Raw genomic sequence first — 25,187 nt, 5'->3', positions numbered from 1 at the left:
ACTCGACAGATGAGTGAATGGAGTAAGCAAGATCGTTTTAAAGCATTATTATCTGGAGAACGGGCGGATCGTCCAATCGGAAGTGGTTGGCGCCATTTTATCGACAAAGAACAAACTGCAGATGATTTAGCAGAAACTACGATTTCTTTTACGAAAAAATATGATTGGGATTGGGTCAAGATTAATCCAAGAGCGACTTATCTGGCGGAAGCTTGGGGGAATCAATACGATTTTACGGATTATCAGACCGTATTTCCGAGACAGCAAACGACGGCTATTCCAACAGCGGCTAGTCTGTGGGATATCGACGTCAAAAAGGCAGTCCAGTCAGCCCCTTTGGCAGAGCATTTAGATGCGGTTAGAAAAATTCGTCAAGGGTTACCAGACACCCCGCTAATCCAAACTGTATTTTCACCATTAACAGTATTGCTATTTATTGTAGGGCGTTCTGCTTACGTTACTAAAACGGTGTTTGGTATTGAGCACCCGGTAACTTTGGAATCCTTGTTTAAAGAACATCGAGCGGCAGCACATCATGCGCTACATGCGATTTCCTTAACCTTAGCCGATTATGTACAAGAGTTACAGCAAGCGGGTTCTGACGGTTTGTTCTACGCAGTGACGGGCACAGCTCACCCAGGATTATTTGATGAAGCTATGTTTGACGAACTGTCCAGACCTTATGATTCTATTGTTTTAGAAGCAGCGAGCTATGGAAAAAACATTCTTCATACTTGTGGAGCCTACGCCCAGCCTGAGAAGTTTAACGATTATCGGATTGACGGGATCAGTTGGGATACGATAGCCGAGGGGAATCCAGGGTTAGAGGCAAATCTCAAAGCTACTAAAGTGGGTGGAGTCGATCATGGGTTGTTTGCGGTAAACGATATTGCCCAAATCAAGCAGCAAGCTGAAGATGCATTAAAGTTAATGAAAGACCAGCCGTTTATTCTATCTCCAAATTGCGCAATCCCACTCAATGTGACGGATGAGGCGTTGGCACAATTTAAAAAATCTATATTGGAATAGGGGAAGTAAGCATGAAAAAGTTAATGTTAGTGATGATGATAGGTGTTCTTGCAGTGTTGACGGCTTGTGGCAATAAAGAGGCGGGGGATTCTGGAGATAAGAAAAAGCTTACCGTTGGATTTGGTGTCGGAACCTATGAGGAACAATTCCGCCAATCGATTCTACCGATTCTAGAGAAACAAGGGTATTCCGTTGACATTAAAACCTTCTCGCAAAACATGCAGGTCAATCCAGCAATGAAGGAAGGCTCCATTGACGCAAGCATATTCCAAAGTACAGCTTATATGGAGGCCATTAACGAAGAAATCAATGCAGATATGGTCGGAATTGCTTATGTTCCAGGTGCTCCACAAGGCCTTTATTCTGTAAATCATACCACGCTAGACGATGTTAAAGACGGTACAACCGTAGCTGTTCCGAACGATCCGGTAAACCAAGAGCGTGCACTGCGTATTCTGGAAGAATTGGGTTGGGTCAAAATTAAAGAAGGGGCAGGCGTAGCGGATTTTAATATTAATAGTATGGAACCGGATAAATATAATATTGATATTAAAATATTGGACCCCGCTCAAATCCTTGTCTCCCTTCAAGATGTTGATTATGGCGTTGTAAATGGTAATTATATTGCTAATTCGGACAGAAAGATTACGGATGCTTTAAAAATAGAAAACACACCTATGGAACACAGAATTATCGTATCGGTTAATAAAAAGGATGAAAATTCTCAGTGGGCTAAAGATTTGAAAGCTGCTTATGAATCCAAAGAGTTTGAAGAATATATTCTTGGATTAGAAAAATATGATGGTTTCATTCTACCTGAAGCTTGGGACAACAATTAATTAAGGAAGTGAACGGAGTGACCAAAGAAAAGATTCATTTTATTGGTGGCGGACAGATGGCGGAAGCGATCATCCGCGCATGTATAGCGAATAACACCTTGTCTGTAAATCAAATTAGTGTATCGGATATTAATGAAGCGCGTCTGCAGTTTTTAAATACGAAATACGGTGTAGATACGAAGAGTTCGCAAGAGCATAACCTGTCTACAGCAGATGTGATTGTAGTGGCAGTTCGCCCACAGGATGATTTAACTACCCTTGGTCAAAACGTACAACAATTCGCTACAGCTTCTGCCGCAATCGTATCGATTGTGGCGGGTGTGACGAATGATCAGTTAGCTGGTTATTTTGGAGCTGAACGGCCCATTATCCGGGTTATCCCCAATACTTTGACTGATACAGGATATGGCTATAGTGGTGTAGCGTTAAATGCTTATGCTACTCGTGATCAAGTGGAGCATTTCCTACTCGGCTTTGGAAAAGTACAATATCTGGATGAGGCGTTAATGGATGTTTTCACTGGATTTGGTGTGGCGGGTCCTAACTATATCTATTATTTCATTGAATCTCTCGTGGATGCAGGTGTACTTGCCGGACTGCCGCGTGAGCAAGCCTGGAAGGTTGCACTGGAGAATATGATGGGCTCGGTAGCAATGCTGCAACAGACAGGGCTGCATCCACGACAGCTGCTGGATATTAATAATTCACCTGGCGGTGTCGGCATGCATGGCTTGTACGAATTAAACAATAGTGATTTCGCAGCGGGTCTGCAAAGAAGTGTTCTGGCAGCCGTAAAACGTACTACTGAGCTGGGAGTGAAGTAAGCATGGCAACGATGAAATGGGATCATTTAGTTCACTATGTCAATGATTTGGCCAAACCGGTTGAGCTCTTTGGAGCTCATGGATTGGTTGCTTTTAAGGGAGGCTCTCATAAAGATTGGGGAACCTATAATGCCTTAAGTTACTTTGGGCTAACCTATCTCGAGTTTCTGGGCATTGAGAATCTTGAGCTGGCAAAGGCAACTGAACATAATTTAGTGGTGAAAGATGCAGTAAAACTTCTACCAGAACATGAAGTTCTAAGTAGAGTAGTCATCCGGACGGATGATATTGAAGAAGTAGCGGCTTCCCTGAAAGCAGCAGGCTTATCATTATCTCCAATTATCGATGGTAAGCGTCTAGATAACGAGGGAAGATTAATAGAGTGGCGGATGATGACCATTGATGGTGACTTTGGGGGACTGGTCTATCCGTTCATCATTCAATGGAGCGGAACGGATACAGAGCGAGTGGAAAGATTAACATCATCTGGAGTCATTAAGCCTCATCCTGCGGGAGAAGTCGAAATCGTGCGTGCTGTATTCCATGTCTCCGATCCTGAAGCTGCAGCCAACCATTGGGGAACGATATTCGGACTGCCAGTTACGAAGTCAGAGGATGATACCTTCAGCCTTAAGATTGGCGATAGATCATTTGCTTTCGTGCAAGGAGACGAGAACCAATTCAAGCAGGTGGTTTTTGAAACGGATTCGTTAGACCTGAAAGGGAAGAAGATTTCGATTGGTGATGGGGAGTATGTTTTCGTTTAAGGGACTAGTATCTTTATAATTTTAGAAATAAAGACTTACTTGAAGGGATCGATACCTCGAGTAAGTCTTTTTGCTGTTCACCGAAGGAACTAATGATGCTTGGATTTTTTTGTTTTAATTAATTTGTAAGATTTATTGAATTTCATTATATGGTACGATGTCCATGATATAAAAGGAGGTGAAGATAATCGGTGCAGAACAAAAATACGTGGCCCATTTCCTCGCCGGATAAGCTTAATGTGGATCTAGCGCAGATAAAAAACTTTGATTATGCCTCTAAATTTATATTACTATAGACATTTTTCACTTGCCTGGCGCTATGAATTTTGATAAACATAATGGATAAATTTAGATATTACATATGGAGGTAATTACGGATGAAAACTCACTATTACTTAGATTGGTTTTATGATAAGGGCTTTTCTGAGAAGCTAGTCAATGTGTTGCATGAGGATATAACAGACAGAAAATCGCTTGTTATGATTAGCGCTGAATCGTCTGATTTTAGTGATGAACAAGTTAATATTGATAGTGTTTTTGAAAGGACATGGTTTAATCAGGCTAACATTTATTTTGATGAATATCATTTCATTGATGACCGCACGCAGAAGGAAGATGCCCAGCGATTAATTCAAAACGCCTCTGTCGTTTTTTTATGTGGTGGAACCGCTCGGGACCAAAAGCACCTTTTGACGGAATATGAATTATCGGATTTGATTAAAAAAAGCAATGCTGTTGTAATGGGAACAAGTGCTGGTGGGATGAACATGTCTGATGAATATGTGGATGAATGCACTGTTTGTGAAGGTATGGCTCTTAATCACTTTTCTTTTGAAGCTCATTTTGATCATGATAACACCGCAATGATTGAGGAGCGTTTCCCTTTATCAAATAAAATGGATATTTATGTGGCGGCAGACAAAGATGGTGCTGTACGTGTGAAGGGCAACAAAATCGACATTATAGGCAATGTATATTTAATTTCCCACTCAAAGATTCAGAAATTGGCTGAGACGCTCTAATTATGGTTGAGTGGTTGTGACACTGACGGTTAACTGAATGGTATTTGTTTTGAGTCCCTATTTGACAGCACCTTACGAGCAAATCGAGTTGATTACTCCTGCGAAAAAGGAAGATTACGCATAACGCGCATACGATGTTCAAGCCAGCAACATTCGATCTTGAATTTATATCATTCGAGATCCATGTGAAGTTATCGAAATCTGCGATGGTAAGGATATGAAGTTTTAAGTGAAGAAGCGTTTGATACACTGAGAGGAGAAATCAAGTCTCTTTTCTTATGTACTGGGTCTAGAAAGGAGTGAATAAGCAATGGAGTGGAAAGGCGATGCAAATGCCAATAAAAAAAGAGAGTCTCAGTTCACTGAGGAACTATCGGAGTCACAATTATCGGCTTTAGAATATGTTACGAATTACGCGCGAACTCGAAAAAGTGAAGCAGTTCAGACCATCCATGAAATTCTTCAAATGTCTAATGTGGATCGGGAAGAGTTTGAAGATGCTGTGGTCAAAATAAAGTCACATGCGAAGATTGCTCTACATTTCCATCCAGATCGACTAGATCCGGTAAAGAAAAGTGTTGCAGAGGCGCTATTGGAGCAAGGTGTGTAGAAGAGCCAATTTGAGACCTTGTTATCCAGTGGTAGTGTATCAGCCTATTCTGGCGGTCCACGTGATTTGTGGGAGGAAAGACTATTTGGAGGAGCATACCAACAAGAGGGTGCTTCGAATAGCGAACGCCCTAAATATGGCGCTCTTGATTTGATGCGTCATTCGGATGGGCCAGCTCCGCGCTTTGGCTCCTGCTATTTCCTCCTATTCCCTGAGGTTTCTTATCGCAGTACATACACCTATATGGATTCGCATCAAAACCCTGTACAGAAAGGGACATATGCAGAATTTGATGATATGATGGCGGCATTACTAGAGGAGATTTTCTTAAGAGATTCCGCTCTAGGGGAAAAAGATCTTCAATCACAAAAATTAGTCGACCATCTTCGGGTCAACCTCACAATGCCGTTTTCAGACCCTTCAAAGGGTGAAGCTAAACGTAATCTTAACCACTATATTGAAGCGCAAGTTCATGGAAACATCCGTCTAAAGGAAGATGTGGAAATCTTAGTAGCCGATCCTTCATTCAAGGGTACTCCAACAGGGCAAGTCCTGGAGCAAATATGTTTACAGTATGCCATCCAACTCTATTGGCACATGGGATTCGCGATGTGGGTAGACGAAGTGCCTTCAGATTTTAGAGGGCCTACGATGCCCTCCTTGGCTAAGCGTATTGCTCATGACGGTTATATCGATACGAGCATGATTGGATCTGCTGCTATGCACTTAAAGCATGATCCTTCAGCATGGCGGGACCGAGGAACCGAAAAAGAAGTACTTCAAGAATTAAAACTCTTATGGCATGTTTTGGTACGGTACGGAAAGCCGCTCCGAAACTTTAAGTTGTAAGAAGCCAATGTTATTTAACTCCTCCTAATAAATATTGGTGGGAGTTTTTTTGCATGTGGAAATTTTCTCGATTTGATAGATTTACAAAATATGGAATATATGCTATCTTATCTATGAAAGCGCATCCAAGAGATGGTATATTGAACTTTTATTTACCATATTTAACATAGGGAGGAAAGGTGGAAATGAAAAATTTGCTCAAGAAGGCAATCACAATGATGCTGGCATTTACTCTGCTACTTGGATTGATGACAGCGCCGCCCGTTCATGCAGACAACGCACTTTTCACAATTGAAAGCGAAAACGCTCAGCTCACCTCCGATCTTCAAGTGACGACCCAAATTTACGGACAGCCCAAACCCGGATACTCTGGAAGCGGATTTGTCTGGATGCAGAATTCCGGTACAATTTCCTTCACAGTGACTGTTCCGGAAACTGGCATGTATACGATCTCCACACGTTATATGCAGGAGCTCAGTGCTGACGGCAGGCTTCAATCTTTAGCCGTTAACGGCGTTACGAAGGGGTCGTATATGCTGCCCTATACGACCACATGGTCGAATTTCGATTTTGGCTATCACAAGCTGAATCAAGGCAGCAACACTATTCAACTGAAGGCTGGCTGGGGTTTCGCTTATTTTGATACCTTCACTGTGGATTATGCCGATCTTGATCCCCTGGATGTGCAACCTGTCCTTAGCGATACTCAAGCGACTCCGGAAACTCAGCTTCTGATGAATTATTTAACGGAGGTTTACGGCAATCATATGATCTCCGGCCAGCAGGAGATTTACGGAGGAGGAAATGACGGCAATTCCGAGCTGGAGTTTGATTGGATTCACAATTTAACGGGAAAGTATCCGGCGATCCGCGGATTTGATCTGATGAATTACAATCCGCTTTACGGCTGGGAGGATGGTACGACCGCCCGGATGATCGATTGGGTGAATAACCGGGGCGGGATCGCGACAAACAGCTGGCATATCACTGTACCCCGAGATTTCACCGCCTATCAGCTCGGGGAATTTGTAGATTGGAAGAAAGCCACCTACAAGCCGACAGAAACCAATTTTAATACAGCCAATGCGGTAGTTCCAGGTACGAAAGAATACCAATATGTACAACTGGCCATTGGGGATTTGGCGGAGCAACTGCAGATTCTGCAAAATAACAATGTGCCGGTTATCTTCAGACCCTTCCATGAGGCGGAGGGCAACGGTGGATTGAATGGAGAAGGTGCATGGTTCTGGTGGGCTTCGGCAGGCTCGGAGGTGTACAAGCAGTTGTGGGACCTGCTCTATACTGAACTTACAGAAACGTACGGTCTGCACAATTTGATCTGGACCTACAACAGCTACGTGTACAGCACTTCTCCCGCATGGTATCCCGGCGATGATCAGGTGGATATTGTAGGCTATGATAAATACAACACGATCTATAACCGCTATGACGGTTTGTCTGGTGTGCCCAATGAGGACGCGATTACCTCGATTTTCTATCAGCTTGTTGATTTAACCGGCGGTACGAAAATGGTAGCCATGACGGAGAACGACACCGTTCCAAGCGTTCAGAATCTGACAGAGGAAAAATCGGGCTGGCTCTATTTCTTACCGTGGTATGGTGAGCATCTCATGAGTTCCGCCTTTAATTATCCGGCCACCTTAACAACGCTGTACCAAAGCAATTATGTAATCACGCTCGATGAGCTGCCTGATTTGAAGGTTAACAATCCAATTCCAAGTGCGTCTATCACACCTGCAAACGTCGAATTTGATAAAAATGCCTCCAATCAGAATGACAAAGCCATCACCGTGAATTCAAACGGCAATACGTTAACCGCTCTCCGGACAGGCGCCAATGCATTGACAGCGACTCAGGATTATACCTTGAGTGGAAATACGCTGCTGCTCAAAAAAGCATTTCTGGCGACACTGCCGGTTGGCGAGCATTCGATCATCTTTGATTTCAATAAAGGACAAGATCCCGTATTAAAAGTGAAAATTGTCGATTCCACGCCAAGCGCATCCATTGCGCCCGTGAGCGCGGCATTTGATAAAGCGGCGAATCTAGCCCAGGATATTTCCGTAGCCCTTACCTTAAATGGACACCAGCTTGCAAGTATCACAAATGGAAATTCCACACTTTTAGCGAGTCAGGATTATACGGCATCAAGCGCTGCTGTTGTTCTGAAAAAATCCTATCTTTCCACGCTGCCGCTGGGACAGAATACCCTAACCTTTCATTTTAATGGAGGAAATAATGCTGTTCTTACAGTGAACGTAACGGATAGCAGTGTTCCAGTACCCACTGGAGATTTGACGGTCCAAGCTTTTAATGGCAACACAAGTGCCTCCACCAACGGGATTTCACCCAAAATCAAAGTAGTCAATACCGGTGATTCAGCGATTCAACTAAGTGATGTGAAGGTCCGGTATTACTATACGATTGATAGCGAGAAAGATCAGAGTTTCTGGATCGACTGGGCCAGCATCGGAAATGCGAATGTAACCGGCAATTTCGTTAAGCTGGCGACTCCTGTTGCCAGTGCCGATTATGTTTTGGAAATTGGTTTCACGAGTTCGGCTGGAACACTTAATCCAGGTCAGAGCGCAGAAATTCAAACCCGTTTCTCCAAAACCGACTGGTCCAATTACAACCAGGCTAATGATTATTCGTTCAAGGCATCCAGCAGTCAGTTCATCAACAATGAACAGGTCACCGGGTATATGAATGGTCAGCTTGTGTGGGGGATTGAGCCGTAAGCTTTTAATGAAAAAAGGTATCTTTGTGTAATACAAAGATACCTTTTTTCATTTTGGGAAGAAGCAGGGAGTGCAATGGAAGAACCATTTCTGAAGTAGCCAGATTGCTCGATGATCAGTTTCTGGAGAAGGAAAAGCTTGAATTGAGCGAGATTACCATCGACTGTGTTGGCTATTTTCAGAACAGGAGCAAAGAAATTTTTGTTAAAATTAGGGATTTAGGTGCTTCTGTGGAATTTTTGTAGCCAGCCGTGGTTCTCCTGAGTCGTTCCTATGGTGTGCAATGTCGCATTAATCCGGCTGCAATGTCGCAAAAGTACATGGAAATAGAGTGTGAAGATAGATTATACTCGCTTTATTGATCTGATAATGAAAATCATTATCATACATAAGGGGGAGTCAGCATGAAAAGAACAAAGAAGAGGCAAGCAACCGTTAGAAAGGTAGAAGCTGCCCAAAAAGCAGGACTATTAATGATATGGATGATGGCGCTGGTACTTGTGCTAACGGCTTGCGGTACTGGAGGTGGAGCAAATGCGGGCACTGCCGCACTGCCATCTGCTTCAGCCGAGCCGTCACCTACATCTGAGACACAGGCTCAGACTGCAGCCTTCCCGGTTACCATCTCGCATATGAAGGGCGAATATACGCTGACTGAGAAGCCGAAGGTCATCGCCGCGCTTGATGTGAAATTCGTCGATCAATTGTTAGCGATAGGCGAGCATCCGGCAGGCAGCGTTGTGGCTGGAGCGAAAGATGCAAAGTTTCCAGAATATTTAAGTGAACAATTGGGTGATGTGAAGGTCCTGGGCACACGCGATGAGCCCAATCTTGAAGCTATTGTAGCGATGAATCCGGATCTTATATTGATGACGGACTTTCAGGAGCAGGTGTATGACAGCGTTAGTAAAATAGCGCCCACAATAGTACTCGACTTCTATGAAGATTGGCGGGATACATCGGCTACAATCGGTATGATAACGGGCAAGCAGGCGGAGGCGAAGGTAGTGCGTCAAGCCTACGAGGACAAAATCGTCGGACTGCGGGAACAGCTGTCGGCGAAGCTGGGTGACGAAACGGTAGCTCTGATTCGCCCAAGACCGGAAGGTATTCGCGTACACGGTCCCGAACATCGGACCGGAAGCATTCTTTATGAGGATTTGGGATTGAATATCCCTGCATTCGTTCAGGAGATCAAAGATGATACCTCCGTTGAAATTTCGATGGAGACCATCGCTGATATCGGAGCAGATCACTATTTCCTGTTATCGGATGAATTGTTTGCCAAAGAGGCAGAGGCAATGGCGAACAGTCCGGTCTGGAAATCTCATGATGCCGTTAAAAATAACCGCGTATACAATGTGAATTCAACGCTATGGATCGCTTATTATGGGCCAATTGCCCTCAATATTATTGTAGATCAAACCGCGGAAGCGCTGTTGGGATCGCATTAAAATGGACAACTATCTGTCGTCTGCCACCTGGAAGCAAATGGCGGAGGAATACCGTCTGTGGGTAGGTGAACCGCCTGAAGGAAACGTTCGGACAATTGCCCTTAGCCAGTTGCACGAAGAAGCTGCATGCCGCGAATATGTAAGCTGGCTTAAGGGTTATATCGGTGCGCCTGATATGCAGGTTGCCGCTTCCATGCTGGCCAAGCGGATCGGTTATCTGTGGATCGCGCCGATGCTGACCGCTATGACCCTTCATAACCGGGAAGTCTCCATCCCGCTGGAGAACTGCTTCCTCTATCATCCGGCTTCCTCAGCTTTTAAAGGGGATACGCGTTTTCCTTTCCTTGCGCTGAACGGGCTTCGAGCGACGGCGGCACCGGAAGACAGGGAAGCGTGGCGAGAAGAGATCGTAGAGGAAATTTTCGCGGTACGTCTTGCGCCGCTGCTGCACACGCTTGCTGCAATTGGTCCCGTCTCCATGGCAGTACTTTGGGAGAATATTATGGTACGCATTGCCCCGTTGTATTCTCCTGGAACAGGTGAATTTGGGCAAGAGAGGCAACGAATGCAAGCCGATTTTGCCTTCCTGACCCGGATAGCTCCCGGACAATTGTTCGGCGCAAGACGCAATCCGTTTACCCGGTTCACAGAGAACAATGACCTGGCTCCGGTTGCAAAAAACAAGCGTATCACCTGCTGTTTTTATTACAGGATGTCGGCGGAATATTGCGGAAAATGTCCGAAAATTGACAATGAGAATGAATCTCAATTAAAATGACAACAGCAACGCACTCACTTATGTTGCGGACGCGCTTTCACTAAAGCATGTAATCCTATTCGAGTGCGCCCGTTTAACAGAGGATGCTATTGTCAGGAGATGAGAGAAATGCCGCTGAAAGAACAGGCAAGTTTATGGAGTGATACAACGATCAAGATGCTTGATGTGCGTAGCGGTACTTTGCCACCCGGCGGCGTTATGAGCGAAACCGGATTAACAGCCAATGTGTTGCTGCTGGCAGGCGGCGGGGAAGGTAGGCTTGTGATGAATGGCGAAATTTGCCATATCCAGGCCTATTTCGCTTGTCACGCAGTCAAGGGATCAGCATTTACTTTGACTGCTGGATCAGAAACCATTCATTATACTGTTATTATATACAAGGCTTTTCCAATGTTGGGGGCTGCCCATGTTCTGTTTCCGCAGCGCAATCACCCATTACGAACTTCATTTGTTCACCGTCCTGTGCTCCTGGCTGAACTGCATCAGACTGCGGAACAAATCGAAGCCAAATGGAGCCGGGGCGAAGGGCTGGAGCGTTTCCATGCGAATGCGCTACTGCAAGGAATGCTTTACGAGCTTATTATGGAGTATGAATGTGGTCAGAAAGGCACAGAGGCGGATATGGTGGATGTTGTCGCTGCCTATATAGCGGGGCATTATCGTCAGGAGCTGGAGCTTAAGGAGCTGGCAGCGCTTGCCGGATGCAGTACAAGACAGTTACAGCGGCGATTCAAACAGGAGAAGTTACTAGGACCGATGGAATATGTAATCCAGCTGCGGATGGAGAGTGCCGAGCGGATGTTGCGTCATACGGATGCTCCCATCGGAGAAATTGCAGAAAAAACGGGCTATCGCGACATGTATTACTTTAGCAGGGCATTTAAGAAATATCACGGAGTTCCCCCGCAGATCTACAGGCGCACTGCTGCTTCAGGGATCGGTGCTCTCTCAGCATATTCTGGGCTGCCGGATCGCCTGGCCTCATCGTACCAGTCGCTGCAAGGCCCGGTAATTTGTCATATGCGAGGCGAATATTGCGTCACCGCTTCTCCGAGGCGTATCGCCGTACTCGACGTTCAATATGCAGACCATTTGCTTGCGCTTGGGATATCTCCGGCAGGGAGTGTAGGAACGGGTAGTGCAGCGTTAAAATTCCCCCAATATATCAGGGAAAGGCTTAAGACAACGGAAATGCTCGGAACTTATGAGTACCCGGACCTGCAAGCTGTTGAACGGCTGCGGCCGGATTTGATTGTCTGTACTGAGGTGCATGCTCAGCATTATGAACGGTTAAGCCGGATTGCGCCAACCCTAATGTTTCAACGGAATGAGAGCTGGCAGACGATTCTGGGCCTGTTCGGTGAATTGACGGACAAGCGGACAGAGGTGGAGCGTATTATTGCGGATTACCTGCGCCGAACAGCATTGCTGTCTGAGCAGCTTGCAACGGCGCTGGCGGGTCAGAGCGTGGCCTTGATCCGTCCGCGTGAGTCGCTGGTACGGGTGCATACTGCCTCCCATCGCACAGGTGCCGTGCTGTACCGGGATCTTGGTCTGCCTGCTCCTCTATTTGTCGCAGACACTTCCGACACGGCTTATCATATTACAGTTGATAGACTGCCGGCTGTGCATGCCAGCCATTATTTTTTACTTAGTAACGAGATGATGCAGGAGGGGGTATCTGCGACAGAGCAAAGCGTCCGAGGGATGTTGGATTCCGATGAGCGGCCGTATATATACCCGGTAGATGCCGCTACATGGATCGGCTGCTACGGACCGACAGGTATCAATTACATTGTGGATCAGGTAGCCCGTACCTTGCTGGCCTGAGCGTATCTAAGAGAATCCCCTAATTTCAGGCTATTTTTAGCCTAAACGTGAACAGCTCCTGTGATTATCACAGGAGCTTGTTTGTGCTGCGGATTATTTTTTGTTGGGATAGCATTTAGAATTATCTGTCTGACCTAAAATATAGTCGATGCTTACTTTATAGAAATTAGCTAGCGTAATTAAAACGGCGCTCGGAACATCCAAATTTCCATTTTCATAGCGGGAGTAGGTGGCTTGTGTAATATGTAAAAGCTCCTCTATTTGTTGCTGTGTCAGATCTTTGTCTTCGCGTAAATCACGGATTCCTGTGTACAATGCTCATCAGCATAAGAATGAAATCCTTTGAAAACTGCGATATCTACTCATTCTTTAAATTTAACTTTTAGAGTAAGGAGTTTTTTGGTTCGTTCTGTTTAGTAAATAGTCAGTACTCGTCTTATGATAATCTGCTAGCTTAATCAGAATGGCCGTGGGAATATCAACATCACCGCGTTCATAATTACTATAAATCCTCTGGCTGCATTGCAAATACTCTGCCATTTGGGTTTGAGTTAAATCTTTATCTTCACGCAAATCTCGGATACGTTGATACATACTAAACACCTCCAAGGCAAGCATATCTTAGCGAATTATTCGCTATTGATTTTTAGCGATAAATTCGCTAAGATGATTGAAGAGATGATTTGGGAGGGATGACTGGTGAGTCTTTTGGAGGATTTATATTACGGGAAAATCTGTCCAAGTGAACTTTTGTGTTTACGCGATCCCGAGTATATACAGAACTCCAAGCTAATCTCAGAGTTTATGGACATCCTAAAAGCAAAGTTATCTATAGAAGACTTTACTATGATTGAACAAGCCTTGGATCTGAGTGGCATGCAGAACTCTATCTCATCCGCTTCCGCCTATACTCTCGGATTCAGAATGGGGGCCGCTATGATAATAGAAGTATTAGAACATAAGGATGAACTTATACACTCTAAGGGAGAAGCTATGTCTTGAAAAAATAAAGATAGAGCTATTAGAGGGTAGAAATCGAGAAGAGGAGAACAAAAATTGAACAATATTCCAAACCGCATATGTTGATAGACGAACTTCTTCAGGCAGAAAGTTGGGGCATTATTCAAGCGAAGTTGGTTCCTGCTATTAAGGAAGCTATCGCTATGGGAGAGGTTGAAAAACTCTCTAAACTTAGGACTAAGATTCCATATTCTTTCGAAAATTCATTAAAGCATTTGAAAAAAGCGGAGCGGGAATTCATTCGAAACGGATGACGGAAGTGGGGGAACCTCTTAACATGCGCTGGTTATATGAAAAAGATAATTTGACGATCAGTTTTACCGTAGTGAGAAACTAAGCCAGTCGGAGGCGTAGTTGATATACCGATTAACTCTCTTTCTTCGCTTAGGACGGATAAAAATATCGGTATCAGAAGCAGTGAAAAGGATATCATTGCAGCTATCCCTGAGGCATCCCGCAGCGAAAAGAAAGTAGATGGTGTTGTTAACTATTGGGTGAACGTTATCAAGCTTGACGAAGGATTCTATCATCCTTCCCTTGCCTTTGTCGTCAAAGAAGACAAGGTTGAAAATCTAGAGTTAACCAAATTACTTATTGATCTGAGTGAATAAAGAAGGCAGGCTCACATGGCCAGCCTTCTTTATTTAGCTTTACAAGGCGACTTCTTTTTTGTGACCAGCCGGATGCTCCAATTGCTTCATTGGCTACATAAATTCCCGTTAGAACTGATCCTCCTATTTCTAAGATACCCTGGTTGATTACCGGAAGCAGCTTATAGCCTAGGGTCTTTTTTTTTGGTGCCTGTAAAATCGGGGCTTGACCATTAAGGGCAGGGCCTTCTTTACGTTATTCCAGACCATTGACAATTATTGTAAAGATGGTGTATTGTAAGTGATAAGTAGTAAGTAGTAAGTAGTAAGTTAATCAAACGCTCACCATACGGAATAAATATCATCCTGTAAATACGAATTAATGGATAGGGGTGGATGGTTATGATGGATCTTAAATTAGCACCAAGTTTTTCATTGATCGCGCTTAATGCACAGAGAAGTCTTCAGATGACTACTGTTAAGAAAGTGTCTTTGCGCTGCATGGCAGCAGCGGTTATATTGGAGCTTTACTTAGAGGGATGTTTTACACAATCTGAGAACAAGTTAACTTTGCACAAGGAAGCACTTGATCAATCTCATTCAACACTCTATAGAGAAACTGTTGTACAACCCTTACTTCAGAATAGTGCTGAGGTAACGGGTGACCTAAATTGGTGGTTAAAGAAGGCTTCGAGGAAGTCTAACCATCAATTAAAAAAGTTCGAAACCGCGATTTCAGATTATCTTCAAGCAATGAATTTGCTTGAAGATATACCAAGCCTGATAGGGAGCGACATGTATTTTGATTCTGCTGAAGTTGAAATTAGAGCCTATCGCAGTAATATGGAGGCGTACACGAGCATTACAGAGAATATGCGGGCAGAGATTTTGGAAGAGGGCCCAGTAACAGATCAGGTCATTTGTATGCTATGGCTACTTCGTGAATGTGGATGTATGCATGATTTCTTCTCGCTGAACGAATTAGAAGAGGTGAATATCAAATTACATGATCTATACCAAAGTAACTTATGGGCAAAGGCGCTGTTTCCTATACAAATTCGCCAGGGAGTCGAGTTAGGTATCAAACGTTTTTTAGCATTGAAGACAAAGTTTGCGAAGACCTTTATCGGCAGCAGTCTCAATCTTATCTTCCCTGCCCTAGAGCGATCACGAGCTGTCTTTATAGAAACAGAGTCCTGGTTTGATAATTCTAATCAAAGGTTAGACGCAGTTATTACAAGATTAATGTCCTATGGACATGAAGTTAAGGTGCTGGAGAGAGGATCGATTGCGACTCTTAAAATTGATAATTTGGTCTACGATGCGATCCCACATTTTGTAATGATGAAAGTGCCAATTCAAGGTGTGCGTCTTATTCCGAAGCGCCCGCTGTAAAGGAGTTGGTTATCAATGTCTAGACAACGATCCATGGAGAATATTATGGCGTCAGAATATGTATCGATAGGGGAATTAGTAAGAATCACAAATGCTCGTTATAGTACACTCAAACATTATACAGAAGAAGGCATGCTGCCCTTTGAACAGGCAGAGGAGAATTTAACACGCAGATATAAAAGAGAAGAAACCGTCGCGCGCATTCTTTGGATCAAAGAAATGAAAGCAAACGGTTTATCTATCCCACAAATTAAAGAAGCTTTAGGAATGAATTAAATTCCCCTTATCCTTGCAGTCAAATCTAAACCTAACTCCGTGGGAGCTTCCCCCCATACTGCGCGCGCAATTGCTGCAATTTATCCAGCTTGCTTAGACTACTGTCCCTATTCGCTAATCCCACTCCAAGGATCAGATTCTCAATAATATAGGTGGGGCCAACCATGGAATGGAACTCCCAAACCTCACCTCTCCCCGCATAAAGCACGATATCTGCATCTTGGGATCGCGGGTAGACAAGTCTATCTGTGATCAGGATGACCTGGTAATTTGCTTCACGTGCATGGTTCAGTATGACTTCAATCTCAGGCAGTATTTGCACAAATCCAAAGACAAGCAAGACATCTTGTTTGTCAGCATGCATTAAGGTCTCTAGCAGCTCATGGCCGCTGGGGGCCATTTTTTTCATTTGAAGACCAAAACGCGCCATTCGATAGATCATTAGCTCTGCTAATCCGGCGCAAGGTCCAGGGCTGTATACATAAATAATCCGAGCTGTAGATATCGCATCTACTGCACGCTTTAGTACATCGTCGCTTAAATAGCGGCGTGTTTCTTGCAAATGATGTGAACAATTGTCCAGCAGCAGTTGAGGGAGTGAGGTATCGTCTGATCGCTGCATGGCATCACGCATTTTTACAGAAGGTGTGGATTCAAAGCGGAAACGGAGCCGGTTTTTAAAATCTTTGGCATGTTTGTATCCCGCAGCTTTCCAGAACCGTGAAACAGAGGCGATGCTCAAATGCAGCTCGTCTGCCATTTCTTGTTCGGTCATATAGACCACACGTTGCTCATTTTTTTGAATAAAGTCGGCAATTATCCGTTGATTAGGCGAAAAAGCGCGATGGTTCCAATCTTTATACAATCTCTCAATCCTCCTATGATGATGCGATAGATAGAATATAACGTGTGAATATGTTGTAAATATTTTTACAACGTTAAAAATATTGAAAAAAATATTACTCTCATTTAACAAATGAAAAAAGCTGTGATGACATGGCCTTCTTATAATGAAGATAAATTCTTATTGGGAGGCCAAATATTTCATGAGCACGATAAAAACGCGTTTCACACTGACTCAGTCACAAAAAATGATGATTTTTGTACTGTCGATGTCGCTTTACGGGTTGTCCAATATGTTTACCGAGCTAGTGCCTGGGATCAAACTGGGCCCGATTGAATTATCCATTGAATATTTCGCCTTCATTCCTTTGACATTATGTATGTTGTTTCACCCCTTATATGCGGCGGTCGGAGCAGCTGTTGGTGAGGTAATCTTCGGGGAATTGATGTTAGGCCAATTTGGAGGTTTAGGGGAGCTGGAGAAATTCATTACCTTCTCACTGGCGATGTATACCGCAGGCCGCATGGTATCTGATCCGAAGAATCGTAGACAGGTTGGAGTGGCTGCGATTACCGGCGTGGCGATTCACCAGTTTTTTAGCTCCGTTATAGATATTGTGAAGGTATGGGTAGGGGTAGAAGAGCTAGAGGCTGTTAAAGGACTGGCAGAAAGTATCGTTGTAATTGAGGGAGTAGGGTTCCTGAATGATGTCCTTTTCTCCGGCATTTTGTTCGCGCTGATTCCTACCATGTATCTGGTTCCGCGTTTATATGGAAAAATTGAACCTTTGCTCGGCATGAAGCCGCGTGAGCGGAATATGAAATATGCAACAGGAGCATGGCTATCTCCTAAGCTGGTCATTGCCGGAACCTTTCTAGTGATGGTAGCGGTGGGTTCGGAATTGTTATCGGAATCGGGCTGGAACTTCGGTGATTTTGAGCTTGCAGGCGCGGAATCGAATGAAAAGACCTTGATTTGGCTCAGTATGTTGGTAGCGGCTGTTGTAGCGGCAACGGCGATTATTGCACTGCTTCGGCGTTCGGCACGAAAAAGACAGGAAGCGGGTCAAGCAGATGCGTAATACAATTCTTGAATTGAACAAAATTAACTTTACGTATCCGGGAGCCGAACAACCAGTATTGCAAGACGTAGACTTACGACTGGGAGAAGGGGATTTTATTGCGATCATCGGCAGTAATGGCTCCGGGAAATCTACTCTCTGCAAATGCTTTAACGGCTTAATTCCACATTATTACACTGGTGATTTCAGTGGAGAGGTGACAGTTTGCGGCCAATCTGCGGATGGAAAAAGTGTAGCAGAGCTGTCCAAACGTATCGGTTATGTTTATCAGGATTTCGAGAATCAATTGGTACGACCGACAGTGCTTGATGATGTGTCTTTTACACCTCTAAATTATGGGTTTACGGATTACAAGGAACGGGGAGAGCGTGCGCTGGCGCTAACCGGACTTAGTGACTTGAGGCATGAATTTATTTGGCAGTTAAGTGGTGGGCAAAAACATCTGCTCGCTCTAGCTGGAGCCCTAGCTATGGATCCGGAAATTCTGGTGATCGACGAACCCGTAGCCCAGCTGGATCCGCAGCATGCCCGTCATATCTATGATATTTTGCAGCGTTTGAATGAGGAGCATGGAAAGACCATTGTAGTGATTGAGCATCATGCGGAATTTATTGCGGATTATTGCAAAAATGTTGTCCTGATGGATCAGGGGAAAATGCGCTGGCAGAAGCCTGTGCGTGAAGCTTTGTCATCTGTACAAGAATTGCTAGAGCTGGGCATATACCCACCGGATGTGACCCGGGCGGCTTGGCTGCTACAGCCTGATGATCAGAAGCCAAAGCTGCTTCCCTTAAATGCTGAGGAAGGCAGTACCCGCATGACGCTTCGTCAGGATGCCAAGGAGACACTTCCAATCGGACGTATGCAAGAGCAGCTCCCCATAGCTGCAAAAGAAGAAAATTCTATCGTTCAGCTGGAGAATGTTCACCTCTCTTACCGTACGATTCATAAGGTGCTGCATCCTGTACTGAATGGAATTCAGCTAGAACTGGGGCAGGAAGAGTCCATTGCTCTTATTGGCAACAACGGAGCAGGTAAATCTTCATTAATGAAGCTGATTGCTGGTATTGTCAGACCTACAGCTGGAACCGTAAAGGTTAAAGAAATGACGGTGAACGGGCTACCGCCTGAACGTCTCTCCGGTACGGTAGCTTACGTATTCCAGAATCCGGAGGAAATGTTTATCGAGGATTCTGTGCGTAAGGAAATTGCTTATTATCTGAAGGCGCGGAAACTACCAGATACGGATGGAAGAGTGGATGAGATGCTAAAGGCATTTCGCTTAAGCGAGCTGGCTGAACGGGATGCCCGACTGCTAAGTGGAGGGCAGCAGCGCCGGGTATCCTTGGCGATTGGTGCCGCGGTTAGGCCTGCTATCATGTTGCTTGATGAACCGACAGCTAATCTGGACATTTCGACCAAACAAGAAATGGTACATGTGCTGGAGACGCTTCGTAATCATGTGAAGACGGTCGTCATCGCAACTCATGATATGCAGCTTGTCTCTGAATGGGCCAGCAGAATAATTGTAATGCATCAAGGGCGGGTAATTGCGGATGGGACGAAGGATGAAATTTTCGCTGACGGCCTTCTTTTACGGCGTGCGGGTCTGGCTCAGACCCAATTGATGGAGCTAAGTCGTATGCTCGGTCTCCCTAGAATTTGCAGTAGCTTAGAAGAGTTTGTGAGTTTAGTGGAAAAGAAGGAGGTAGCTGCAATCCATGGAAGCCGTTAAACGGGCACTTGACCGTATATCTGTAGAACAAATCAAATTGGAGTTGCTCGGGACCGCATATAACAGCAGCAGCACTTTTCTGGGCAGGCTGGACCCGCGAACCCTGCTGCTCTGGTATCTCTTTTTTGCCATCGTGCCTTGGTTTGTACATAACCGGACAATCCTGTTAGGGATGTTCGCGCTTATGGTTTTAACAACCGTCCTCTCCCGGGTCAGCCCCTATATTATTTTTATATTATGTCTCGGCTTAATCAGCCAGATTGGCTGGATGTTTATATTGTCGCTCTTTTTCGGCGGGGGGATTGAATCCTTGCTGCCTATGCTGACACTGACGCTTAAGCTTTCGGTGATTTCGCTGGCGAGTATTACGGTTTTCTCTAGTCTTGATCCGGAACGACTTAGTGACGGCTTACTGTCCTTAGGAATCCCTGATACTTTTGCATTCAGCTTATCTTATGGCTATCGTATTTTGCCTACTTTACTAGAGGAATTCCATCAGATCCTACTTTCCTTTAGATTGAGAGGGCAACGACCGCTTCAACATGGAATTTTCTACTGGCGAACAATAACGTATTATTTGCGAATCGTCATTCTGGCATTTTACCCGCTCATGTTGAACACAGCTAAACGTTCTCGAACAACGATTGAAGCACTTGAGACTCGGGGATTTAGCTACGGCCTTAATAATAAGAAAGTGAAGAAGATCAAGTTATCTTATTTGAAAATGAAGCGGTCCGACTGGTACTTTTTATCCGGATCCACTGCTTATGTCATCTTGATATTCTGTATTGGTTATCTCTACCCTGAACTGGTTTATTAACATAACTTACAAGCTCAAAGGAGACGAATTAGACATGATGAATATTGATCTGCATACCCATGGTAAATTATCTAAAAAATCTACGTTTTCCCCCGAATATTTTGCGGAGATGATGTTCGAAGCCAAGGCAAATGGATTACAGGCTGTAGCATTGACCGAGCATTTTAATACTTATAATTTCTTTGCGATGTATGATGCGCTGGATCAGACTTATCCCTATAACGGGCATTATTACGATGTGAACGGACTTAAACTGTTTCCAGGCATGGAAGTGGATATCGCGGAGACAGGTCATATCCTGTTGATCGGACTGAAGGAGAATGTTCTAGCTGTCCGCGCTTTACTAGATGAGCATACTCAGGAGGGGAATTTCATACCGTTTAAGCAGTTGCTTGATATGGCCGATGAACATAATCTTTGGAAAATCGGAGCCCACCCCTTCCGAACTTCTACGCCTTTACATCAACTGGATCCGGCATTGCTTCAGCGATTAGATGCTTTTGATTTCAACGCTAAGGATATTTACATGCAGGGGGTGGAGACTTATAAAAACCTGATCACGCCCTTTGCAGAGAAGCTGGGTGTGCCTGTAATTGCTGGCAGTGACAGTCATCAGTGTTTGCAATATGGCAGTGTTGTGAATCGACTGCAAGACTCCTGCTCAACTGTGGAAGAATTGAAGGAAGCTATCAAACAAGGGAACTATGAAATAGAGGTTTCTCCGTGTCTTCATACCAAAGTAAAGGCTTCGGTAATGATGAAAAAACTATTGAAGCAGTTAATTGGCGAAGCTCCCTCCAGAGATGAAGCGGAGTTAGGATATATGGCGTAGAAAATAGAAGAGGGTTGTTCCATAAGCCATGAAATGATGAAATGGCTACTGGGACAACCCTTTTTGTTGTTCGCTGGATTTCATTACTTTTGCATGTACAAAGATAACTATCGGACACAGATGACCTTAAACGCAGTTTTACTCCACATTTGGGATGCTAACGGACCGCATAGCCACTAATGGCACTAAAAACACCATATATGAACCTCATTCTACGGAATAACGGCTCTGGAGTCCGAAACTCTGCTCAAAAGGCTGGAAATTTGCCAATAACGTCATCTGGGTCCTCAAATCTTAGAATGTATGAATTATCGTTTGTCTTTCGAATCTTTATTGCTGACTCGGGTGGGTCTGGTCACCCAATTCGTGCGATTCATCGGTTTTACGGTATCAATTCTTGAATTGGAAGGTTCATTCGAAGGTTCTGTAGATTCAGTTTCAGTAGAATCTGCACCCTCTTGATCTACAGTTTTTTTCCTCGATAGTCCTGTACCATCATGTTTGCCTCTGTTCCATACTCTACCCTTACTCATACATACACTCCATTTCTATACGCTTATTCATAAACCATATCATATAAGGACAAGTTAAGGAAGAAAGACATAGCACAGATCGAAGAATTTTTCAAGTTATAAAGGTTACTGGAGATTTCATTTTATGGTGGCTATAATAGTACTGATATTGAAAGGAGAGTACTTATATTATGGCAATCAAGATCATAACAGACAGCGGTTCAGACCTACCCCTTGACTACATGGAGAAGTATAATGTTTCCGTGATCCACCTACCGGTTCATTTTGGGCATGAGTTAATGCCGGCAGATACGGACACGAAAAGCTTTTATGCTCAAATGCGCGAATCCAAGGAGCTGCCTACCACAGCTAGTCCAAGTCCCAACGAATTCCTTGAGAAGTTCAAGCAAGTGGAGGAGGGAACTGACATTATGGTCATTTGTATGTCCTCTAATATTAGTAGCACTTATCAGACAGCTATGATTGCTATGGAAATGTATAAGGATGAAGGACATACCAATGCAATAGAGGTTATAGATTCCAAAAACTTCTCAGGCGGGCTGTCATTGATTGTCGGCCTGGCGGCGCAGTGGTCCTTAACTTGTTCAAGCTTGCAAGAGCTCAAGGAAAAGGTACTTCAGCAGATAGAGGAAGTTAACGCTTATTTTACGCTGGACACTCTGGAGAATGTAATGAAAGGCGGACGTCTAAGTCGGCTCTCGGGAGCCGTAGCGTCTGTACTCAATATAAAGTTGCTGCTCAAAATCAGCGAAGAAGGCACTGTCGAAGTAGTGGAGAAGACCCGGGGTCTTCCAAAAGCACTGAATCGTCTGCTAGCGCATTTGGATGAGAAGCAGCATGATTACGAGAAAGCGGTTATCGCTATTGTACACAGTAATTGTGAGAAGCTGGCACTCGAGATTAAAGAACGCATTTTACTAAAGCATCCCTTCAAAGAAGTCTTACTCTCAAGCATGGGGCCGGTGATGGGAACCTATGCTGGGGAAGGCGGAATTGGCGTAGCTTTTTAAAGTAGTGATCCTCACAATCCAGACAAATTACGATCGTACATGGGACGGTTTCCCGTGTGCGATTTTTATTTTATTCCTATGTGATAATTTAGCTATTCTTTAGATTGTGTTTAGGCTCTGTTAATAATCACAGAATATAGTTAGATGGGGGGATTATCATGTATACAATATTGATCGCTGATGATGAAGCAGAAATTGTGGAATTGCTAAGATTATATTTAGAGAAAGAGTACAACATTTTGGAAGCGAACAGTGGTACTGAAGCCTTAACGCAGGTACAGAACCATAAAGTTGATTTGGCAATTCTGGATATTATGATGCCGGGTCTGGATGGATTGCAATTATTGAAAAAGATCCGCGAGGTTCATCATTTTCCAGTGTTATTTTTATCCGCCAAAAGCGAACATCATGACAAGATTCTGGGTCTTGAACTAGGAGCCGACGATTATATTTCGAAACCGTTTAATCCATTGGAAATAGTAGCCCGTGTTGGAGCACTGCTGCGTCGTGTACATCATTTCGATGCGCAAGTCGTTGAGGAAAAAGAAGCTGAGCAGATTGTATTAGGTGAATTAATGCTGGATCAAAGCCAGTGTCTGCTCTATCGTTCAGGTGAACCTGTGGTGCTTACTTCTACCGAGTACAAAATTTTGGAACTAATGATGAAGCAGCCTGGACGAGTCTTTACACGCAAAAAAATATATGAGGCCGTGTGGGAAGATTTCTATGTGTACGAAGATAATAGTATCATGGTACATATCAGCAATATCCGGGAAAAAATTGAGGAAGATTCCAAAAAGCCAGTATATTTAAAGACTATTAGAGGGCTGGGATACAAAATTGAAGCGCCTATGGAGCAATAGAGATCAACGACCTTTACAATCATCGCTGACGCTGGATTTTTTGTTGTTTATCTGTATTTTGTTTTTTCTCGTGATTGTATATTATTTGTTTATTAATCTTGATGTGACCCATATTTTTGAAAAAAATAAAATCGCTGATCCTGATTTGAAGGTGGAAGCTAGTGCTTATCGAGATAATCTGGAGCATGGGATAGAAACCAAACGTCTTCTGCGTAGCGGGGGATGGATCGAGGTCTTGGATCAAGACATGAAGGTCACCAAGGTTGTTGGAGAAAAAAAAGACGGTGTAACCCAATATACCAGTAACCAGCTTTTAAAAAGTTTGGAAAATGGAGAAGATCAAGCTTACTTTTATTCGTTGACCACGCTAAATGCTCAGAGCGAATCGGAGTGGCTGCTCTTGAAGCTGCCGCGGGAAGCTATCACCATCACCATTAATAGTGATCCCTTCGTGGCCTACTTTAATCATTCGCTCTCATACTACGTCTTTTTGGGTGTGGGAATGATTCTTTTGCTAATTATCGTGTACAGCTATTGGGTGGCGCGGCGAATCAGGAAACCACTGCGTATCATCACGCTTGGATTGAAGCAGATGATTCAGGGGAATTATGATACTCGAATCGCTTTATATGCAGAGAAGGAATTTTCGCAAATTGGAGAGACTTTTAATTATATGGCAGACGTAATTGAAAAGACGACCAAAGAAAAACGCCAGGCAGAGGAAAGTAAGAAACGGATGATGGTTGATCTATCCCACGATCTGAAGACGCCGATAACGAGTATACAGGGCTTTGCCCAGGCGCTTGTAGAGGGTAGAGGCGAGGATGAAGAACGCCAAAAAAGATATTTAAGCTATATTTATAATAAATCCTCACAAGTTACTAAGCTGATTCAGAACATGCTGGAGCTGTTAAAAATAGATTCACCGGATTTCTTGCTACGAATGGAACATCAAGAACTGGGCGAATTTATTCGTGAAATCATTGCAGATACGTACGGAGAGATTGAACAAAAGAACTTTGTTTTGCATCTAAATGTTCCCGAAGAGGATGTGTTCTTGAACTTTGATGCGGAGCTGCTCTCGAGTGTGGTTCATAATTTGATCTCCAATGCACTGATCTATAATCCTCCAGGTACACATTTGCGTGTGGAGGTGATCCCTTTGGAGAAAGAAGTCACGATTGAAATCGCTGATACTGGAGTGGGTATTCCAGAAGAGCTGTGGTCCACAATGTTTGATCCGTTTGTTCGGGGAGATAAAGCGCGGACAGCTTCGGGAGGAACAGGGCTAGGTCTCTCGATAGCTATGAAAAATACAGAGAAAATGGGGGGGACGCTTCATCTCAGTCGACGAAAGAAGGAACCTACGGTATTCACCATCCGGATTCCGAAATAACGAGCTGGAAGACATCCAAATCAGAAGA

23 protein-coding genes and 1 pseudogene are annotated in these 25,187 nt (G+C 44.1%); 20 read left to right on the top strand and 4 right to left on the bottom strand.

What is annotated here, in order from left to right; all coding sequences use genetic code 11:
- The first annotated feature begins 9 nt into the window (after positions 1-9).
- The 10 genes and pseudogenes from MHB56_RS03305 to MHB56_RS03260 all read left to right on the top strand — a co-directional run bounded on the left by MHB56_RS03305 (position 10) and on the right by MHB56_RS03260 (position 12,764).
- A complete protein-coding gene (locus MHB56_RS03305) occupies positions 10-1,029 on the top strand; it encodes a uroporphyrinogen decarboxylase family protein (RefSeq protein WP_076127146.1) in 1,020 nt (339 codons plus the stop codon).
- Positions 1,030-1,040: 11 nt separating this feature from the next.
- On the top strand, positions 1,041-1,868 hold the full coding sequence (locus tag MHB56_RS03300; RefSeq protein ID WP_076141012.1) for a MetQ/NlpA family ABC transporter substrate-binding protein: 828 nt from the start codon (positions 1,041-1,043) through the stop codon (positions 1,866-1,868).
- Between the two features lie 17 nt (positions 1,869-1,885).
- The gene (proC, locus tag MHB56_RS03295) at positions 1,886-2,692 is read left to right on the top strand and encodes a pyrroline-5-carboxylate reductase (RefSeq protein ID WP_340010558.1); all 807 of its coding nucleotides are present in this window, start codon (positions 1,886-1,888) and stop codon (positions 2,690-2,692) included.
- Between the two features lie 2 nt (positions 2,693-2,694).
- The gene (locus MHB56_RS03290) at positions 2,695-3,459 is read left to right on the top strand and encodes a VOC family protein (protein ID WP_340010557.1); all 765 of its coding nucleotides are present in this window, start codon (positions 2,695-2,697) and stop codon (positions 3,457-3,459) included.
- Positions 3,460-3,836: 377 nt separating this feature from the next.
- The gene (locus MHB56_RS03285; protein ID WP_076182759.1) at positions 3,837-4,481 is read left to right on the top strand and encodes a Type 1 glutamine amidotransferase-like domain-containing protein; all 645 of its coding nucleotides are present in this window, start codon (positions 3,837-3,839) and stop codon (positions 4,479-4,481) included.
- 310 nt (positions 4,482-4,791) lie between these two features.
- Positions 4,792-5,940: pseudogene (locus tag MHB56_RS03280) on the top strand (DUF3626 domain-containing protein).
- 185 nt (positions 5,941-6,125) lie between these two features.
- A complete protein-coding gene (locus MHB56_RS03275) occupies positions 6,126-8,702 on the top strand; it encodes a glycosyl hydrolase (protein WP_341143255.1) in 2,577 nt (858 codons plus the stop codon).
- Positions 8,703-9,106: 404 nt separating this feature from the next.
- On the top strand, positions 9,107-10,156 hold the full coding sequence (locus MHB56_RS03270; RefSeq protein WP_076275214.1) for an ABC transporter substrate-binding protein: 1,050 nt from the start codon (positions 9,107-9,109) through the stop codon (positions 10,154-10,156).
- 1 nt (position 10,157) lies between these two features.
- The gene (locus tag MHB56_RS03265) at positions 10,158-10,934 is read left to right on the top strand and encodes an IucA/IucC family C-terminal-domain containing protein (RefSeq protein WP_341143254.1); all 777 of its coding nucleotides are present in this window, start codon (positions 10,158-10,160) and stop codon (positions 10,932-10,934) included.
- A 108-nt stretch (positions 10,935-11,042) separates the two neighbouring features.
- Positions 11,043-12,764 (top strand): helix-turn-helix domain-containing protein, encoded by a 1,722-nt coding sequence (locus tag MHB56_RS03260; protein ID WP_341143253.1) that lies wholly within the window; start codon positions 11,043-11,045, stop codon positions 12,762-12,764.
- A 93-nt stretch (positions 12,765-12,857) separates the two neighbouring features.
- Here the strand turns inward: MHB56_RS03260 and MHB56_RS03255 are convergent, their stop codons facing one another.
- Both MHB56_RS03255 and MHB56_RS03250 read right to left on the bottom strand, forming a co-directional pair.
- Positions 12,858-13,079, bottom strand: a complete 222-nt coding sequence (locus MHB56_RS03255) for a helix-turn-helix domain-containing protein (RefSeq protein ID WP_076127127.1) — start codon at positions 13,077-13,079, stop codon at positions 12,858-12,860.
- Positions 13,080-13,139: 60 nt separating this feature from the next.
- Positions 13,140-13,358 carry a helix-turn-helix domain-containing protein gene (locus tag MHB56_RS03250; protein ID WP_076100339.1) on the bottom strand — a complete coding sequence of 73 codons (219 nt, stop codon included), beginning with the start codon at positions 13,356-13,358 and terminating at the stop codon, positions 13,140-13,142.
- A 105-nt stretch (positions 13,359-13,463) separates the two neighbouring features.
- On the opposite strand from MHB56_RS03250, the gene MHB56_RS03245 reads away from it, so the two are divergent.
- From MHB56_RS03245 to MHB56_RS03235, 3 genes are all read left to right on the top strand, one after another.
- The gene (locus MHB56_RS03245) at positions 13,464-13,766 is read left to right on the top strand and encodes a DUF6809 family protein (RefSeq protein WP_076127124.1); all 303 of its coding nucleotides are present in this window, start codon (positions 13,464-13,466) and stop codon (positions 13,764-13,766) included.
- 1,010 nt (positions 13,767-14,776) lie between these two features.
- Positions 14,777-15,769: a hypothetical protein gene (locus tag MHB56_RS03240; protein ID WP_341143252.1), complete on the top strand. Its 993-nt coding sequence runs from the start codon at positions 14,777-14,779 to the stop codon at positions 15,767-15,769.
- A 15-nt stretch (positions 15,770-15,784) separates the two neighbouring features.
- Complete coding sequence (locus MHB56_RS03235) at positions 15,785-16,045, top strand: helix-turn-helix domain-containing protein (RefSeq protein ID WP_036688642.1); 261 nt, start codon at positions 15,785-15,787, stop codon at positions 16,043-16,045.
- 31 nt (positions 16,046-16,076) lie between these two features.
- Here the strand turns inward: MHB56_RS03235 and MHB56_RS03230 are convergent, their stop codons facing one another.
- Positions 16,077-16,910 carry a MurR/RpiR family transcriptional regulator gene (locus MHB56_RS03230; protein WP_076127116.1) on the bottom strand — a complete coding sequence of 278 codons (834 nt, stop codon included), beginning with the start codon at positions 16,908-16,910 and terminating at the stop codon, positions 16,077-16,079.
- A 181-nt stretch (positions 16,911-17,091) separates the two neighbouring features.
- Between MHB56_RS03230 and MHB56_RS03225 the strand changes: the two genes are divergently transcribed.
- The 4 genes from MHB56_RS03225 to MHB56_RS03210 are packed head-to-tail and all read left to right on the top strand — an operon-like array spanning position 17,092 to position 21,357.
- Positions 17,092-17,970: a cell division protein FtsQ gene (locus MHB56_RS03225; protein WP_341143251.1), complete on the top strand. Its 879-nt coding sequence runs from the start codon at positions 17,092-17,094 to the stop codon at positions 17,968-17,970.
- Positions 17,963-19,705: an ABC transporter ATP-binding protein gene (locus MHB56_RS03220; RefSeq protein ID WP_341143250.1), complete on the top strand. Its 1,743-nt coding sequence runs from the start codon at positions 17,963-17,965 to the stop codon at positions 19,703-19,705. The genes MHB56_RS03225 and MHB56_RS03220 overlap by 8 nt, the downstream gene beginning before the upstream one ends.
- Positions 19,692-20,525, top strand: coding sequence for an energy-coupling factor transporter transmembrane component T family protein (locus MHB56_RS03215; RefSeq protein WP_341086988.1), 834 nt, complete (start codon positions 19,692-19,694; stop codon positions 20,523-20,525). The genes MHB56_RS03220 and MHB56_RS03215 overlap by 14 nt, the downstream gene beginning before the upstream one ends.
- Positions 20,526-20,559: 34 nt before the next feature.
- Positions 20,560-21,357 (top strand): PHP domain-containing protein, encoded by a 798-nt coding sequence (locus MHB56_RS03210; RefSeq protein WP_341143249.1) that lies wholly within the window; start codon positions 20,560-20,562, stop codon positions 21,355-21,357.
- A 308-nt stretch (positions 21,358-21,665) separates the two neighbouring features.
- Here MHB56_RS03210 and MHB56_RS03205 read toward each other — a convergent pair whose 3' ends face one another.
- Entirely contained in the window at positions 21,666-21,890 is a 225-nt protein-coding gene (locus MHB56_RS03205) for a hypothetical protein (protein WP_340010538.1), read from the bottom strand.
- A 170-nt stretch (positions 21,891-22,060) separates the two neighbouring features.
- Here MHB56_RS03205 and MHB56_RS03200 point away from each other — a divergent pair, with 170 nt between their 5' ends.
- The 3 genes from MHB56_RS03200 to MHB56_RS03190 all read left to right on the top strand — a co-directional run bounded on the left by MHB56_RS03200 (position 22,061) and on the right by MHB56_RS03190 (position 25,159).
- A complete protein-coding gene (locus tag MHB56_RS03200) occupies positions 22,061-22,900 on the top strand; it encodes a DegV family protein (protein ID WP_036688632.1) in 840 nt (279 codons plus the stop codon).
- 155 nt (positions 22,901-23,055) lie between these two features.
- Positions 23,056-23,763, top strand: a complete 708-nt coding sequence (locus MHB56_RS03195; RefSeq protein ID WP_170914177.1) for a response regulator transcription factor — start codon at positions 23,056-23,058, stop codon at positions 23,761-23,763.
- Positions 23,741-25,159 carry a sensor histidine kinase gene (locus MHB56_RS03190; protein ID WP_076182735.1) on the top strand — a complete coding sequence of 473 codons (1,419 nt, stop codon included), beginning with the start codon at positions 23,741-23,743 and terminating at the stop codon, positions 25,157-25,159. Before MHB56_RS03195 ends, MHB56_RS03190 begins: the two co-directional genes overlap by 23 nt.
- Positions 25,160-25,187: the final 28 nt, after the last annotated feature.

Origin of the sequence: Paenibacillus sp. FSL H8-0315 (genome assembly GCF_038005365.1) — a bacterium.
Classification (GTDB): Bacteria; Bacillota; Bacilli; order Paenibacillales; family Paenibacillaceae; genus Paenibacillus_AQ; species Paenibacillus_AQ odorifer.
This window is presented reverse-complemented; position numbering and strand designations above follow the sequence as displayed.